Here is a 15,846-nt window from a genome sequence, read left to right as displayed (position 1 = left end):
ACACAGATGTCAAAGCCACGCATCATGGCGGCAGCCCTCCTGTCGGCCCTGCTTCTGCCCGGCGCGCTTTCCGCGCAGGAGCAAGGGGCGCAAGAAGTTGGCCCCGGCAACGTCCCCGCAGGCGCGCATGAGGCACCCTATGTGGACCCGGCCAAGGCCTATCTCTTCGCCCATATGAACCGCGAGCATTACGGCACGCTCTACTATTCGGTCAGCCTTGACGGGCTGCACTGGCACCAGATCAACCACGGCCAGCCGGTCTCCGCCGATTATCACGGCCATGCCTCCATCGCTCAGGGAGCGGACGGGCGCTATTATCTGGTCGGCAACAAGGGCGACGATGATCCGCTGATCCGCTTCTGGGTCTCCGACGATCTCATCACATGGAAACCCTTCGGCACCTATCAGCCCGATCTCAAGAACATCGCGGGCATGCCCCATGCCCTGCAGCGCATCGGTGCGCCAAAGCTGTTCTTCGACAAGCCCTCCGGCCAGTTCCTGCTGACATGGCACACCCCCACCGTGGAGGGCGTGCCCGAAGACCCCGAGCGTTATTGGGGCAGCCAGCGCACGCTCTATGTGCAGTCGAAGGATCTGAAAAGTTTCGCCGAAAAGCCCAAGCGCCTCTTCCCCTGGGAGATGGCCACCATCGACACCATTGTGCGCCCGAATGATGCCGCCCCGGGCTATTGCGCCATCCTGAAGGACGAACGCTACCCCTCCTACGCCTGGACCACGGGCAAGACGGTGCGCATCACCTGCGCGCCCACGCTGCTGGGCCCCTATCCGTTGCCCGGCCCCTCGCTGAGCCCCAATTTCCGCGAGGCCCCCACCATCATCCGCGCGCCCAATGGCAAGGACTGGCTGCTGTATTACGAGCAGTATGCCGGAGCCAGCTATGGCCTCTCCATGGCGCCGCGTCTGACGGGTCCGTGGTTTCAGGTGTCGGGCAACAGCAATGTGGCCGAATGGGACCGTTATTCCATGCCCGCCGGGCTGCGCCATGGCTCGATGGTCGAGATCAGCCGCCAGCAGTATGACAAGATCGTCGCTGCCATGCCCTGACAGCAGGTGAGCGCCTGCCTAACCGCTTTGCTCCGGGCGACGGATCGGTTAGGCAGGGCCACCTTGCGGGAGTTCAGGACCATGATCTCGATAAAAGCGACAATCACCGCTCTGATGGCCAGCGCCGTTCTGGCCGTGCCTTCGGCCTTTGCGGCGCCCGGCGGCAAAATGGATGCAGCAGCAGCCGTCGCCGACCCCAGCCGCCCCGCCGAGGACCGCGCGCTTGACGATGCGCGCCATCCCGCCGCCATTCTGAAAGTCCTGAACCTGAAGCCGGGCGAAACCGTCGCCGACATCTGGCCGGGCGACTATTGGGACCGGCTGTTTTCCAACGTCGTCGGCGCCGGGGGCACGGTCTATGCGGTTCACCTGCCCGTCGCGGACAAGGCCGAGAAGGTGGCGACGCCCGCCGATGGCACCCGACCCGTGGAGGGCCACGCCAATGTCATCGCGGTGAGCACCGATCCGACCGAGATGAAGCTCCCCAAAAAGGCCGATGTGATCTGGATTCGCCAGAATTACCACGATCTCTATGACCCCTTCATGGGGCCCGTCGATGTGCCCAGCTTCAACAAGGCGGTTTACGCGGCGCTCAAGCCGGGCGGGCGCTTTGTGATCATCGACCATGTCGCGCCCGCCGGCTCGAAGCTGGAGGGGACCAACACCACGCACCGGATCGACCCCGCGGTGGTGAAGGCGGATATGGCCGCGGCTGGCTTTACCTTCGTGTCGGAGAGCGACGCCCTGCGCAATCCGGCTGATCCGCACACCAACAAAGTGTTCGATCCCTCGATCCGGGGCCATACGGACCAGTTTGTCTATGTGTTCAAGCGCCCTTGAGGGCGGCAGGGGGACGCAGCTCTCAGTGCAGCGTCCCCCGCTTTTCAGCGACGGTGCGGCGTAGCGTATCCAGCGCCTGCGCCGAGTGATAGGCCCCGGCCCGCACCACGGCGGCGATGCCGTGCAGATGCTCCACCCGCGCCAGCGGATCGGCGTCGAGCAGCAGCAGATCGGCGTCATAGCCAATTGCCACGCGGCCCATGGCATCGCTGCGGCCCAGATAGTCGGCAGGGTCCACGGTGGCCATCTGCAGGATGCGCAGCGGGCTGATCCCGGCCAGCGCCAGCTCGGCAAACTCCTGCTTCAGGGTCAGGCCCGGCCCCAGATAGGAGCCGCCATCGGTGCCCGCCATCATCCGCACGCCGCTGTCGCACAGCAGCTTGGCCAGTTCCAGTTGACGCGGATAGGCATCGCGGAAGGCATGGCGCATGGTGGCGGGCAGCGCCTTGAAACGCGCGGTTACCTCGCGCCAGTTCTTCACCGCCCTGGCCGGCATATAGGCCAGCATCTCGTCCTGCTCATATTCGGTAAGCTCGGCATATTCCTGCGTGCGCAGACGCACCATGGTCGGCACATGCCAGCTACCATCCTCGCGGAAACGCTCGGCCACGGCATGGCCCTTGTCGGGGTTGAAGCTATGGATGGCGCGTTGCAGCCGATCCACGTCGCCCGGCTTGGCAAAGGCCGAGGGGTTGATCAGCATCTTGCCCAGCTTCTTCATCACCAGCGTTTCAAGGAAGGGGATCTTGAAGGGCGGCGCCTTGATCACCTCACGCCGGTAGCTGTCGGCGCGCAGTTCGGCCTCATCGTCCGAGCAGCAGATCCACACGGTGCTGCCCGGCCCCAGATGCTCCACCGAGCGGAAACCGGCGGCGGTGGCGTCCAGCGCATCCGTGCCCTCCTGAAGATGGCCCAGCAGAGCGATGCCCTGCTTGCGCCCCTCTTCCAGCGCGACGAAGAAGACCTCGGGCGCGATCATGCCCACCTTGACGAAATCGGCCCCCTGCGCCTTCTGGCGGCGGATTTCCTCGATCACCGCATCCGCCGAACCGGCGTTGAACGGCGTCAGCAGCGAGCCGGGTGTTTCCAGCAAAGCGGGCGCCAGTTCCCCGATCGGCAGCTTGCCCGCCCGCCGCGCCGCCAACAAAGCGGGCGAGCCCGACATCTGGCGAAAACCGGTCACCCCCTCGGCCAGCATCAGCGCCAGCGAGCCTGAAGGATCAGGCAATTCCAGCACGTGTGAATGCATATCATTGTAGCCGGGCACCACGAATTTGCCCGTGCCATCCACCACCTGCACTTGCGGCGAGAGCTGCTTGCTGCCCGTGGGGAAGATATCAGTGATGCGGCCCAGCGTAATCGCGATGCTCATGCCTCGCGCCTTGCTGCCATCGCGCGGATCGACGATGGTGACATTCTCGATCCGCAGATCGCGCGGGGGCACGGGCGCCGCCACGGCGGCAGGCGCGGAGGCCATCCCCGTCAGCCAGCTGGTGATCCCGCGCAAAGGCATCGAAGGCATCGCCGCCTGCGCATGGGCATAGGCGCAGCAGGGGCAAGGGGCGGTTCCGGTCAGGGCGGTCAGCAGCATCGCGTTTCTCCCTTCAATCCAGCCGCAGCATTAGGCTGGTGTGGCCATACAGGCCGGCATTGCTGCCCATCTCGCTTTCGCCGAGGGTCAGCGTCACGCCCTGCTCGACCAGCGCCTCGACCAGCACCTCCATCTCCAGCCGCGCCAGATTCATCCCCGCGCACATATGCGGGCCGGTGCCCCAGGCGAGGTGGTCGCGGCTGTCACGCGTGATGTCGAAGCTGTCGGGGTCGGCATAGCGGCGCTCGTCGCGGTTGGCGCAGCCGTAGAGCAGCATCACTCGCGCGCCTTGCGGGATCACCATGTCCTCCACGACGTAATCCTGCGTCGCCACGCGCGAGAACCAGCGCAGCACCGAGCTATGGCGCACCCCTTCCAGCACCGCTGCCGGGATCAGCTTGGGGTTCTCGCGCAGCATGGCCCATTGCCCGGGGGCACGCGCCAGATTGGCCAGCAGATGGCCCTTGGCCAGAATGGTGGTGTCCAGACTGGGGATGACATAGGCGCTGATCGCCGCCATCGCCTCCTGCATCGTCAGCTTGCCGCTCTCCGCCGCGCCGAAGAGTTCGGCGGCCCAGCTGCCATCCGCCACCTTGTCCGGGCTCAGCGTGCTCAGGAAGGCGAAGGCATCGCGCAGGGAGCCCACGTCAGCCGGGTCCTGCGTCGGGCCGATGGCGTTGAAGGCGGCGGCGGCCCATTCCAGCATGCGGTCACGCCCCACCGCGGGCAGGCCGACCAGATGCGAGATCGCCTGCACCGGCAGGAACGGCGCCAGCTCACGCATGGCATCGAACCAGCCCTGCCCGGCCAGCGCCTTCACCCGCGTGGCGACCATCTCCTTGAAATCGGCGCGCGCTTTGGAGAGACGCGCCGGGGTCAAGGGCTTGGTCACCGCCGCGCGCAGGCGCTGGTGAAGGTCGCCATCGGATTGCAGCACATTCATGCCCTTGGGGGCGTTGAAGGCGGCGCTGAACCCCACCCCCTCGCCGCTGATCAGCGCATCGGCGCTGCGCAGCGCCGCCTGCACCGGGGCGAACCGGCCCAAGGCATACACCTCGGGCCGGGCCAGCCGCACCACCGGCCCCGCATCGCGCAGCCTTGCGTAATCCGCGAAAGGATCGCGCAGGCTGGCCGCAGCGAACAGATCGATATCGATCTCTGGAACCGGTGCGCTCATCAGAACTGATACCTCGCTTTCACGCCATAGGTGCGCGGGGCGCCCGGCACATAGCCGTCGTTCCCGCCACCATTAGCACCGCTGACGAAATAATAGGCGTTGCCCAGATTGCGTCCATAGGCCTGCAGGCTGAAGCGCGAATTGGGCGGCGTCCAGGTGAGCGAGGCATTGACCAGATGATAGCTGCCTTGGCGCAACCGGTTGTCCGGCTCCCACACGAAGCTGGATTTGTAGCCATCGTTGGCGTTGAACTCGAAGCGGCCGATGCGGGTTTCGGTGCGATAGGTCAGCCCCAGCGTGGCCGAGAAATCGGGGGCTTGCGGCAGCTTGTAGCCCGCCAGATTGCAGGTGGTGCTGATGGTGCCGCCCAGCACGCCGGGGCCGATCACGCGCGGCGTGGTGCAGACGCCCGAGGGGAAGCTGGCATATTTGGCGTCCAGTACCTCGAAACCGCCATCCAGCGACAGGCCCGGCAGCAGCACCGCCGAGAAATCGGCATCGATGCCCTTGATATGCGCCTCTGCCGCATTGAACAGGATCGAGCTGCCCGGAGGGGCCGGCGGCGCGGTGGAGCGCAGCTGGATACCCTTGTAATCATAGTAGAAGCCCGAAAGGTTGAGCCGCAGCTTGCGGTCGAACAGCTCCGATTTCACGCCGACTTCGAAGGCGTCGAGCACCTCGGGCTTGGAAGCCGGATTGGTGAAGCTGGTGGGGTTGAAGCCACCCGATTTGAAGCCGCGATTGTAAGAGGCATAGGCATGGATGCGGTCGGAAAGATCCTGCGCCAGCACCGCCTTCCACGTCAGCTTGTTGAAGGTGACATCGGTGGCGATCCCGCCCTGCGCGGGCGTGGTGACGGTGCCCGCCGGGAATGCGGGAATGGAATCCGGGAAGCCTGCCAACGGCACGATCTGCCCGGTCAGCGTCTTCTGGTCGCTGGTGTAGCGCAGGCCCAACGTCAGGCGTGTGGCATGGGTGAAAGAGTAGGTGCCCTCAGCAAAGCCCGCATAGGATCGCGTGTTGGCATAGCCGGTGGTCTGTGTCGGCAGCGGGGCCGCGCAGACGGCGCCGATGCAGGTGCCATAGACGTCGATCTGGATCATGCTGTTGTCGTGGTAATAGAAGGCGCCCAACATCCATTGCAGCGGCGAGGCCTTGTTGTTCGAGCTGAGCTGCAGCTCCTGGCTGAAGGTCTTGGCGGTCTGATAGCCGCCCAGATTGATCGTGCCCTGCCCCGGCAGCGGCTGGCCCAGCACCGGGCTCTGCGTCTGCAGGCTGGGTGAGGCATTGTCGATATAGCCGGTGATGCTGGTCAGATTGGCAAAGCCCAGCCCCTGCTCGGCCTTGAGCGAAACGCTGTACTGGCGCTGATGCGCATAGGGCGTCAGGCGGCTGTTGATCTGATACTTGCCGACATAGGTCGAACCATCGGTGCCCACCGAGCCGGGATACATCGCCACGGCATTACCCTGATCGGTCTCCACCTTGTCGAAGAAGCCGCGCAGGGTGATCTTGGTGTCGGGCGCGGGCTGCCAGCGGATCTTGCCCTGCACACCCACATCCTTGAATTTATAGGCATCCTGCCCGGTGAACAGGTTCTTGCCCCAGCCATCGGCCTGATTGACATACAGCGCTGCCAGATTGACCGCCACCGTGTCACTGAGCGGGGTCGAGCCATAGAAATTGGCCTGCACCGTGTTGAAATTGCCGTAGCTGACCGAGGTGTCCATGGCGGTGACATCGCCCGGCTCCTTGGTGATCACATGGATCAGACCGCCGGTGGTGTTGCGCCCATAGAGCGTGCCCTGCGGACCTTTCAGCACCTCAATTCGCTCGATGTTGTTGAAAGAGAAGGAGGAAGCCGCCGAATTGGGCATGTAGAGCCCGTCGACATAGGTGGCGATGGGGCTTTCGGTGGAATAGCCCGCGCTGGTGGTGCCCACGCCGCGCAGGAAGGCATTGGTGCCCACCAGCGTTCGCGTGAAGCCCAGACCCGGCGTCAACTGCGGCAGATCCACCACGCTCTTGATGCCCTGCGTGTCGATCGCCTTGGCGGTGAAGGCGGCGATGCTGATCGGCACCTTTTGCAGGTTTTCCGCGCGCTTGTTCGCGGTGACGATGATGTCGGCCACGCTGGGCGTGCCATCCTGTGCCGGCGCCGGTGCGGCCGGCGTTTTGGCATCCTGAGCCATGGCGATGCTCGGCGTCAGCAGGCTGGCCGCAATGGCCGCAGCCGACGCATAGGCGCACGCATAGGCGCACGCATAGAAAGTTCTGTTGTCAGGCATTGTCCCTCCCTCCGCCCATACTGGCGTTCGGTTTTGGATCCGGTCTTCGGCGACTCGGAACATGTACTCTGTAAAAAACTTTTTTCTCGTAAAAAAGATAGATTCTGCTACTTGATACATATTGATCGATTCGATGCAGGATCGGCACACCCGCCCAGCGGGGAAGAGGAGAGACATGACCACCATCACCATCGAGGATGTGGAATCCGTGCGTTTCAGCGCGCCCGATCTGGCGCAAATGCGCGATTTCCTGCGGGATTTCGGTATGGTCGAGGCTGAAGACACCGGTGATGGCATCCTGCGCATGCGCGGCACCAGCGATACCCCTTTCCTGCATGAAACCGTGCAGGGCGAACCGGCTTACGTCTCGCTGACCCTGCGCGCCGCCAGCCTTACCGAGCTGGAAAGTCTGGCCGAAGCGGAGGGCGTTCCCGTGGAACCGGCCCCCGGCCCCGGCGGCGGATCGCAAATCACCCTCCGCGATCCCGATGGTTTTCAGGTCCATGTTATCGCGGGCAAGGCACGCATGCCGATCACCCCGGGCGAGGCCGCTGCCGCATGGAACACCATCGCCGGGCGCGACCGCCCCAACCAGCCCAAGCGCATGACCACCCGCCCCGCAGGCGTGGCGCGGCTGGGCCATGTGGTGCTGGGCGTCAGCGATCTGCAGGCGACATGGGACTGGTGGCGCGCCCGCTTCGCCCTGCTGATGTCGGATGAAGTGCGCACGCCGGACGGGATCATGATCGCCGCCTTTATCCGGCTCGATCGCGGTGCCCTCCCCACCGATCACCATAGCCTCAACTTCGCGACCATGCCCGGTCGCCCGCCCGCCTTCCATCATGCCGCTTTCGAAGTGGCCGATCTCGACGATCTGATGGTTGGGCATGAGCATCTCAAACAGGCCGGGCACCAGCAGCTCTGGGGCGTGGGGCGGCATATTCTGGGCAGTCAGGTCTTCGATTACTGGCGCGACCCCTGGGGCCACCGCATCGAGCACTGGACCGATGGCGATGTCTTTTCCGCCGAGACGCCCGGCGGCGTGCATGGCCTGCCGGTGCTGCTGGGCCAGCAATGGGGGCCTGATGCTCCTGCGGATTTCGTGTGATCCGCGCATCGATTGTGTCACAATAACAATGGGAGAGATGGAATGAAGCTGGCGCGGTTCGAGACAGAAGGACAAGGCAGGCCCCGCCTCGGCGTGGTGGTGGGCGAGGACAACGCACAGATCGTGCCGCTCGATGCGCTGAGCGAAGATTGGCCGACGATGCTCTCCATCGTGGCGGGCGGCGAGACCGCTCTGGCAGCGGTACGCGCCCATGTTGCGGCCAGCGGCGACAGGATCGCGCTGGGCGATGTCACCCTGCTGGCGCCCATCGAGCGGCCCGCCAAGTTCCTCGCCATCGGCATGAATTACCGCAAACACGCCGAGGAAGCCCGCCGTCTGGGCGTGGCCGTGCCGGAGAACCAGTTCTGGTTCAACAAGCAGACCTCCTGCCTGGCCGGGCCTTACGATGCCATCGATCCCGGCGTCAGCGAGGCGCTGGATTATGAGGTGGAGCTGGGCGTGGTGATCGGCAAGCCCGCCAAGCGCATCACCGAGGAACAGGCCCCCGCGCATGTCTTCGGCTACACCGTGATGAACGATGTCTCCGCGCGCGACTGGCAGAAGCATTCCCCCACCTTCACCGTGGGCAAGAGCTTCGACACCCACGGCCCCATCGGCCCATGGATCGTCACCGCCGATGAGATCGGCGATCCGCACAAGCTGGCCCTGCGCTGCCTCGTCAATGGCGAGATCCGGCAGGACAGCGACACCAGCGGGCTCATCCACGATATCTGGGCGCAGATTGCCTATCTCTCCACCGCCTTCACGCTGGAAAGCGGCGATCTGATCGCCAGCGGCACGCCCGAGGGCGTGGGCGTGGCCCGCAACCCTCCGGTCTTTCTGAAAGCGGGCGATGTGGTGCGCTGCGAGGTCGAGAAGATCGGCGCCATCGAGAACAAGGTGCTGTGATGGAACTGGAAACCGATGTGTTGATCGTGGGTGGCGGGCCTTCGGGTCTGGCCACCGCCATCGAACTGGGCACGCGCGGCATTCGCGTGCTGCTGGTGGAGCGCAATGAGCGCGCGGGCACCGCGCCACGCGCCAAGACCACCAATGTGCGCACCCGCACGCATCTGCGCCGCTGGGGCATCGCCGACAGGTTGGCGCAGGAGGCGCCTTTCGGCATCGACTATCCCAACAATATGGTCTTCGTGACCAGCCTTGCGGGGTTCGAACTGGCGCGCTTCGCCAATGCCTTCAACGCCGCGCCTGCCCGCGATCCGCGCTATCCCGAGCATGCCCAATGGGTGCCGCAATATACGCTGGAAAAGGTGCTGCTGGAAAAGGCGCGCGCTCTGCCCACGGTGGAGGTGCGTTTCAACACCCGCTGCACCGGCGCCACGCAGGATGAGGACAACGTCTCCGCCACCATCACCGACGCCAGCGGCGACACCACAGTGCGCGCCCGCTATCTGGTCGGCGCGGATGGCGCGCGTAGCGCCGTGCGTGAGGCCATCGGCGCCACGATGCAGGGGCGGCGCGGGCTGGCCCATGCCTATAACATCATCTTCCGCGCGCCCGATCTGGCCAAAGCGCATGCCCATGGCCCGGCGGCCATCTACTGGCAGATCGGCAAGGACGGCTTCAGCGCGGTCGGCCCGATGGACCGCAATGACACATGGTTCTTCGCCCCCGCCGGGGTGCCCGAAGGCCAGACGATCTCGCCCGAGGATGCCGCCGCGCTGATCCGCCAGCGCACCGGTTTCGACGTGCCCATCGAAATCCTGAGCGCCGACACATGGGTCGCCAGCGATCTCCAGGCCGATCATTACCGCAAGGGCCGCATGATTTTGGTCGGCGATGCCTGCCATCTCCATCCTCCGGCGGGCGGCTATGGCATGAACATGGGCGTGGGCGACGGGGTCGATCTGGGTTGGAAGATCGCCGCCACGCTGCAGGGCTGGGGCGGCCCCGCGCTGATCGACAGCTATGAGGCCGAGCGCGCGCCCATCCACCGCAAGGTGATCGATGAGGCCATCGCCAATTTCGCCTCCTATGTCGCCGCCATCCCGCCCATCATCGAGGAGGATTCGCCCGAAGGCGCGATGCTGCGCGGCAAGGTGGGTGCAGGCGTTCAGGCCTCCAAGGGCCGTGAATTCAACACGCTGGGCACGGTTCTTGGGCTTGGTTATGAGGACTCGCCGCTGGTGGCGCCGCAGGATACCCCCGCCCCCGCGCATGACAGCGAAAACTACCAGCCCCATGCCCGCCCCGGCTATCTGGCGCCCCATGCATGGCTGGAGGATGGCCGCTCGCTTTACGATCTGTTCGGAGATGGCTTCACCCTGTTGATGGACCCCCAGGCCGATTACGCCCAGATCGCGCAGGCCCGCGATCAGGCGGCGGCTCTGCGCATTCCGCTCAAGGTGGTCCGCCCCGAGGGGGTGGATGTGAAAGCGCTTTACGCCGCGGAACTGGCGCTGATCCGCCCTGATCAGCATGTCGCCTGGCGCGGCGACCGATGGGATGACACCGTCCTGCCGCGCGCCACGGGTCAGGAAAGGATCATGGCATGACCTATCTGCGCAACTGCTGGTATATGGCCGCATGGTCCGATGAGGTCGGTGAGAAGGGGCTGGCCCGCACACTCCTCGAACAACCGGTGTTCCTGTTCCGCGACAGCGACGGCACACCCAAGGCGCTGTTCGACCGCTGCCCGCACCGTTTCGCGCCGCTGAGCATCGGCGATGTGGCGGAAGGCGTGGTGACCTGCCGCTATCACGGGCTGGCCTTCGACGGCACGGGCGGCTGCGTGCGCAACCCGCATGGGCCCGTCACCCGCGCTCTGTCCGTCGCCTCCTTTCCCGTGATCGAGGCGCATCGCGCGCTCTGGATCTGGATGGGCGATCCTGCGCTGGCCGATCCTGCGGCGCTGCGCGATCTGTCCTTTCTGTCGCAGGCGCCCGACACCGCCTTCAACAAGGGCTATATCGCGGCCACCGGCCATTATCAGCTGTTTATCGACAACATCCTCGATCTCTCGCACACCGATTACCTCCATCCCGACACGCTGGGCGGCGGATCGATCACCCGCACCCGCGCCAAGGTGGAGCAGCGCGAGGACGGCATCATCGCCATCCGCTGGGACAGCTATGACGATATCCCGCCCCCGCTGGTGCGCGGCAAGCTGCCCCCCGGCGTGGAGCGCGCCGACAGCTGGACTCATGTGGAATGGAGCGCGCCGGGCATCATGAAGCTGATCAATGGCGTGGTGCCCGCCGGGCAGCCGCGCGAGGGCTCGGGCACCTCCACCAATGTGCATATCATGACGCCGGAAACCGCGCGCACCACCCATTACTTCTTCGCCTCCACCCGCGATTATGCGGTGGATGATGCGCAGCTCAACGCCGCCATCGGCGAGATCCGCAACCGCATCTTCTCCACCGAGGATGAGCCGATGATCGCCGCCCAGCAGGCGCGCATGGGCGAGGCCGACTTCTGGTCATTGAAGCCCGCGCTGCTGCGCATCGATGAAGGCGCGGTGGCCGTGCGCCGCCGTCTCGAAGCGCTGATCGCCGCAGAAAACGCCTGATTTCAAAAATTTCGGAGCCTATCATGAGCAAGGTTATCATCACCTGCGCCATCACCGGCGGCATTCACACCCCCTCCATGTCGCCCTATCTGCCGGTCACCGCGCAGGAGATCGCGGATTCCGCCGTCGAGGCCGCAGAGGCCGGCGCCGCCATCGTCCATCTCCACGCCCGCAATCCCGAGGATGGCCGCCCGGACCAGCGCGTCGAGGCTTTCGAGCCGATCCTGCGCAGCATCAAGCAGCGCAGCGGCGTGGTCTGCAACATCACCACCGGCGGCGCGCCGGGCATGACCGTTGAAGAGCGCGTCGGCCCTGCCACGCACTGGCAGCCGGAAGTGGCCAGCATGAACATGGGATCGATGAATTTCGGCCTGTTCCCGATGCTCAAGCGCTTCAAGGATTTCAAGCATGCCTGGGAACCGGCCATGCTGGAGGCCAGCGACGATTTCATCTTCCGCAACACCTATCGCGACATCCGCTATTGCCTCGAAAAGCTCAACGCCACGGGCACGCGGTATGAGTTCGAATGCTATGACACCGCCCATCTGCACAATCTGCATTACTTCTGGCGCGAAGGTCTGGTGAAGGCGCCGCTGTTTATCCAGACCGTCTTCGGCCTGCTGGGCGGCATCGGCGCTCACCCGGACGAAGTGCTGCATATGAAGCGCACCGCCGACCGCCTGTTTGGCGACGCCTACAACTGGTCGGTGCTGGGTGCGGGGGCGGCGCAGATGAAGGTCGCCGCCATGGGCGCGGCGATGGGCGCGCATGTCCGCGTGGGGCTGGAGGACTCGCTGTGGCTGGGCAAGGGCCAGCTGGCGCAGAGCAATGCCGCTCAGGTCACGCAGGTGCGCCAGATCATCGAAGGGCTGGGCCATGAGGTGGCCACGCCCGATGAAGCCCGCGCGATCCTTTCGCTGAAGGGCGGAGATCAGGTGCAATTCTGACGATAAACCATACACGCCGACAGAAAATATATTTTCCATCCTGTCGGCGTGTATGGCATCGCCTGTGAGGCAAAAATGCTATGGACTGCGGCAATGATCGAGACGACCCTGAATGATGCCCCCAGAAGCCAGACCAGCCTGGCCTATGAGGCGATCCGCAATGACATCATCGCGGGCGTGCATCTTCCCGGCAAGAAGCTGAAAATTCAGGATCTTGCCGAGGAATTGAAAGTCGCGACCGGCGCCGTGCGCGAGGCTTTGTCACGGCTGGTCCCCGAACAATGGGTGATTTCGCGCGATCAGCGCGGCTTCAGTGTCGCGCCGCTCTCGATGGAGGATCTGCGCGACCTGACCGATCTGCGCTGCGAGATCGAAGCCATCGCGCTGCGCCGCAGTGTGGCGCACGGCGATGTCGATTGGGAGGTCCGCATCCTTGCGGCGGCGCATCGCTTGCGCGCCATGCCCCAGCCTGAGCCTCAACTGCGTGACGGGGTGAGCATCGCCGATTGGGTGACGCGCCATGCCGAATTCCACGCCGCATTGGTCAGCGCCTGTGACAGCCGCCGGTTGCTGGCGCTGCATGGCCAACTTTACGAGCAGTCCGAACGCTATCGCATCCTCTCCGCCTTTGGCGAAGGCAAGCGCGACGTGGCCGACGAGCATCAGAAGATCGCCGATTACGCGCTGGCCCGCGATGCCGACAATCTGGTGGCGACCATGACCGAGCATATCCGCCTGACCACAGAGCTGATCATCGCCGCCAACTGAGCCGGATCGACGCGCCTTGTGGATTTCCTTTGCCATCATGGCCTAAAGGGGGATTCCGCAAGCCTCGACCGGAAGCATGATGACCAGCCAGCCGCCCAAACACACCCTGCCCAACCCTGACATCGATCTTGAAATCAAGGGCTCGGAACGCAGGCGGCAGGTGGTTGAAATCGCAGCGCAATTGTTCGCGCAAAAGGGCTATCGCGGCACCTCGATGCGTGACATCGGCGAGCAGGCAGGCATGCTCGGCGGCTCGCTGTACCATCATATCAAATCGAAGGACGTGCTCTTCGTCGAGCTGCACAATGCGGCGCTCGATGCGGCGCAGCGGCGGATCGAAGCGGATATAGCGGGCTTTACCGACCCGTGGGATCGGCTGGAGGCGGCCTGTGTCACGCTGGCCCAGATCCAGCTGGCACCCGATTCGCTCACCCTGCCGATGATGAACGATTTCCGGGAGGTGCCTCAGCCCACGCGGCTCAAACTGGTGGCACGGCGCGATGCCTTCGAGGGGCTGTTCCGCACGCTGATCGAAGCCCTGCCCCTGCCCGAGGGCATCGACCGCTCGATCTATCGCAACGCTTTGTTGTCGCAGCTCAATTCCGCATCGAACTGGTATCGCCCGGGCCGTTTGAGCCCGGCGGATATCGGGCGCCAGATCGCACAGATCTTCAAACACAACTGATCCTTCAGACCCGATTTGCAGCGTAAACGCACTCAGCCCTTGAGTGTAACAAGTGTTTGGTATAGTCATCCCATCACAATCGGGAGGAACAACCATGCACGCCTATCAAGCCCCCATCGAAGACTACCGCTTCCTGCTGAATGAGGTCCTCGGCTTCGACGAGGCCATGGGAGAGCTGGGCCTCGATGTGGACGCCACGCTGGCCGAAGCCGTGCTGGAAGAAGCGGGCCGCTACTGCGCCGAACGCCTCGCCCCGCTCAACCGTGAAGGCGATGAGCATGGCAGCACGCTCAAGGATGGCGCGGTCACCACCCCGCCCGGTTTCGCCGCCGCCTGGCGCGATTTCACCGAAGCCGGCTGGACCTCGCTCGCCGCCGATCCGGCCTATGGCGGTCAGGGCCTGCCCTTCATCCTCCAGCTCTGGCAGGACGAAATGCTGTCGGCCACCAACATGGCTTTCGGCCTGTTTCCCGGCCTGACGCGCGGCGCCGCCGAGGCCATCGCTGCCCATGCCAGCGAAGGCCTCAAATCCACCTATCTGCCGCACCTCACCAGCGGCGCATGGACCGGCGCCATGGCCCTGACCGAAAGCGGCGCCGGCACCGATCTGGCCCTGCTCAAGACCAAGGCCGTGCCTTTGGGTGAGGACCGTTTCGCCATCACCGGCACGAAGATTTTCATCTCCTCGGGCGATCATGATTTTGGCGGCAATGTGGTGCATCTGGTGCTGGCGCGCCTGCCCGATGCCCCGCCGGGGGTGAAGGGCATCAGCCTGTTCCTCGTGCCCAAATTCCTGCCTGACGACGCTGGCGGCCACACTGTGCGCAACACGCTCTCGGTGGGCGCGCTGGAAAAGAAGATGGGCATCCACGGCCAGCCCACCTGCGTGATGAATTATGATGGCGCCGTAGGCTGGCTGGTGGGCGAGGCCAACAAGGGTCTGGCCGCCATGTTCACCATGATGAATGCCGAAAGGTTGATGGTGGGCATTCAGGGGCTGGGCTTGGCGGGCGGCGCCTACAGCCAAGCCGCTGCCTATGCGCGTGACCGCCTGCAGGGGCGCAGCGCCGATGGCACGCGCGGCCCTGTCGCCATCATCGAGCATGCCGATGTGCGCCGCATGCTGCTGGGCGTGCGCAGCTTTGTCGAGGCAGGCCGGGCGCTGGCCGGATGGACCGCGCTGCATCTCGACCGCGCCCATCGCCACCCCGATGCCAGCGAACGCGCCAGGTCCGATGCGCTGGTCGCTCTGCTGACCCCGGTGGTCAAGGCGGGCTTCACCGATCTCGGCTTTGAGGCCACGGTGCAGGCGCAGCAGGTCTTTGGCGGCCATGGCTACATCCGCGAATGGGGCATGGAGCAATTCGTCCGCGACGCCCGCATCGCCCAGATTTACGAGGGCACCAATGGCGTGCAGGCGATGGACCTTGTGGGCCGCAAGCTGGGCCTCAACGGCGGCGCGGTGGTTGAAAGCTTCTTCGCGCTGATCGAGGCCGATCTGGCCAAGGCCTCTGGCGAGGCCGCACCCGTCGCGGAGGCCGTAACCAAAGCTCTGGCCCTGCTGCGCAACGCCACACAGGCGCTGAAAGGCGCGGACATCGACCAGAGCGGCGGCGCGGCGGTGGATTATCTGCGCCTCTTCGCGCTGGTGGCTTTGGGCTGGATGTGGGTCCGCATGGCCACCGCGCCGGGCGACACACCCCAGCATCAGGCCAAACGCGCCCTGGCCAGCTTCTACGCCCAGCGCGTGCTGCCCCAGACCGAGGGGCTCGCCGCAGCGCTGGCTTCAGGCTCGGCCTCGCTGTTCGCCCTGCCCGCCGACGCCTTCTGATCGCTTGAGGATTT

13 protein-coding genes are annotated in these 15,846 nt (G+C 64.9%); 10 read left to right on the top strand and 3 right to left on the bottom strand.

The features are described 5' to 3' along the window. Positions 1-6 precede the first annotated feature (6 nt). The gene (locus HGK27_RS28640) at positions 7-1,065 is read left to right on the top strand and encodes a glycoside hydrolase family protein (protein ID WP_206244194.1); all 1,059 of its coding nucleotides are present in this window, start codon (positions 7-9) and stop codon (positions 1,063-1,065) included. Between the two features lie 81 nt (positions 1,066-1,146). After that, a complete protein-coding gene (locus HGK27_RS28635) occupies positions 1,147-1,905 on the top strand; it encodes a class I SAM-dependent methyltransferase (protein WP_206244193.1) in 759 nt (252 codons plus the stop codon). 22 nt (positions 1,906-1,927) lie between these two features. Here HGK27_RS28635 and HGK27_RS28630 read toward each other — a convergent pair whose 3' ends face one another. The 3 genes from HGK27_RS28630 to HGK27_RS28620 are packed head-to-tail and all read right to left on the bottom strand — an operon-like array spanning position 1,928 to position 6,961. Further along, positions 1,928-3,496, bottom strand: a complete 1,569-nt coding sequence (locus HGK27_RS28630; protein ID WP_206244192.1) for an amidohydrolase family protein — start codon at positions 3,494-3,496, stop codon at positions 1,928-1,930. A 13-nt stretch (positions 3,497-3,509) separates the two neighbouring features. Then, the gene (locus HGK27_RS28625) at positions 3,510-4,673 is read right to left on the bottom strand and encodes a cytochrome P450 (RefSeq protein ID WP_206244191.1); all 1,164 of its coding nucleotides are present in this window, start codon (positions 4,671-4,673) and stop codon (positions 3,510-3,512) included. After that, entirely contained in the window at positions 4,673-6,961 is a 2,289-nt protein-coding gene (locus HGK27_RS28620; protein WP_206244190.1) for a TonB-dependent receptor, read from the bottom strand. The genes HGK27_RS28625 and HGK27_RS28620 overlap by 1 nt, the downstream gene beginning before the upstream one ends. A 175-nt stretch (positions 6,962-7,136) precedes the next feature. Here HGK27_RS28620 and HGK27_RS28615 point away from each other — a divergent pair, with 175 nt between their 5' ends. The 8 genes from HGK27_RS28615 to HGK27_RS28580 all read left to right on the top strand — a co-directional run bounded on the left by HGK27_RS28615 (position 7,137) and on the right by HGK27_RS28580 (position 15,832). Then, a complete protein-coding gene (locus HGK27_RS28615; RefSeq protein ID WP_206244189.1) occupies positions 7,137-8,069 on the top strand; it encodes a VOC family protein in 933 nt (310 codons plus the stop codon). 42 nt (positions 8,070-8,111) lie between these two features. Then, positions 8,112-8,978, top strand: coding sequence for a fumarylacetoacetate hydrolase family protein (locus HGK27_RS28610; RefSeq protein WP_206244188.1), 867 nt, complete (start codon positions 8,112-8,114; stop codon positions 8,976-8,978). Next, the gene (locus HGK27_RS28605; protein WP_206244187.1) at positions 8,978-10,585 is read left to right on the top strand and encodes an FAD-dependent oxidoreductase; all 1,608 of its coding nucleotides are present in this window, start codon (positions 8,978-8,980) and stop codon (positions 10,583-10,585) included. The genes HGK27_RS28610 and HGK27_RS28605 overlap by 1 nt, the downstream gene beginning before the upstream one ends. After that, positions 10,582-11,601, top strand: coding sequence for an aromatic ring-hydroxylating dioxygenase subunit alpha (locus HGK27_RS28600; protein ID WP_206244186.1), 1,020 nt, complete (start codon positions 10,582-10,584; stop codon positions 11,599-11,601). Before HGK27_RS28605 ends, HGK27_RS28600 begins: the two co-directional genes overlap by 4 nt. 23 nt (positions 11,602-11,624) lie before the next feature. Next, positions 11,625-12,548, top strand: coding sequence for a BKACE family enzyme (locus tag HGK27_RS28595; protein ID WP_206244185.1), 924 nt, complete (start codon positions 11,625-11,627; stop codon positions 12,546-12,548). 93 nt (positions 12,549-12,641) lie between these two features. After that, positions 12,642-13,316, top strand: a complete 675-nt coding sequence (locus tag HGK27_RS28590) for a GntR family transcriptional regulator (protein WP_206244184.1) — start codon at positions 12,642-12,644, stop codon at positions 13,314-13,316. A gap of 79 nt (positions 13,317-13,395) precedes the next feature. After that, positions 13,396-14,001 (top strand): TetR/AcrR family transcriptional regulator, encoded by a 606-nt coding sequence (locus tag HGK27_RS28585; protein WP_206245607.1) that lies wholly within the window; start codon positions 13,396-13,398, stop codon positions 13,999-14,001. Between the two features lie 94 nt (positions 14,002-14,095). Then, positions 14,096-15,832, top strand: a complete 1,737-nt coding sequence (locus HGK27_RS28580) for an acyl-CoA dehydrogenase C-terminal domain-containing protein (RefSeq protein WP_206244183.1) — start codon at positions 14,096-14,098, stop codon at positions 15,830-15,832. Positions 15,833-15,846 lie beyond the last annotated feature (14 nt).

The sequence above is a fragment of the Novosphingobium terrae genome (assembly GCF_017163935.1).
GTDB lineage: Bacteria > Pseudomonadota > Alphaproteobacteria > Sphingomonadales > Sphingomonadaceae > Novosphingobium > Novosphingobium terrae.
Note: the sequence above shows the minus strand (reverse complement) of the source record. Positions and strands in the feature narration are given on the sequence as shown.

Bases quoted from the DNA above. Each gene is read 5' to 3' on its own strand.
- HGK27_RS28640 (WP_206244194.1), top strand. From the start codon at position 7: ATGTCAAAGCCACGCATCATGGCGGCAGCCCTCCTGTCGGCCCTGCTT.
- HGK27_RS28635 (WP_206244193.1), top strand. From the start codon at position 1,147: ATGATCTCGATAAAAGCGACAATCACCGCTCTGATGGCCAGCGCCGTT.
- HGK27_RS28630 (WP_206244192.1), bottom strand. From the start codon at position 3,496: ATGCTGCTGACCGCCCTGACCGGAACCGCCCCTTGCCCCTGCTGCGCC.
- HGK27_RS28625 (WP_206244191.1), bottom strand. From the start codon at position 4,673: ATGAGCGCACCGGTTCCAGAGATCGATATCGATCTGTTCGCTGCGGCC.
- HGK27_RS28620 (WP_206244190.1), bottom strand. From the start codon at position 6,961: ATGCCTGACAACAGAACTTTCTATGCGTGCGCCTATGCGTGCGCCTAT.
- HGK27_RS28615 (WP_206244189.1), top strand. From the start codon at position 7,137: ATGACCACCATCACCATCGAGGATGTGGAATCCGTGCGTTTCAGCGCG.
- HGK27_RS28610 (WP_206244188.1), top strand. From the start codon at position 8,112: ATGAAGCTGGCGCGGTTCGAGACAGAAGGACAAGGCAGGCCCCGCCTC.
- HGK27_RS28605 (WP_206244187.1), top strand. From the start codon at position 8,978: ATGGAACTGGAAACCGATGTGTTGATCGTGGGTGGCGGGCCTTCGGGT.
- HGK27_RS28600 (WP_206244186.1), top strand. From the start codon at position 10,582: ATGACCTATCTGCGCAACTGCTGGTATATGGCCGCATGGTCCGATGAG.
- HGK27_RS28595 (WP_206244185.1), top strand. From the start codon at position 11,625: ATGAGCAAGGTTATCATCACCTGCGCCATCACCGGCGGCATTCACACC.
- HGK27_RS28590 (WP_206244184.1), top strand. From the start codon at position 12,642: ATGATCGAGACGACCCTGAATGATGCCCCCAGAAGCCAGACCAGCCTG.
- HGK27_RS28585 (WP_206245607.1), top strand. From the start codon at position 13,396: ATGACCAGCCAGCCGCCCAAACACACCCTGCCCAACCCTGACATCGAT.
- HGK27_RS28580 (WP_206244183.1), top strand. From the start codon at position 14,096: ATGCACGCCTATCAAGCCCCCATCGAAGACTACCGCTTCCTGCTGAAT.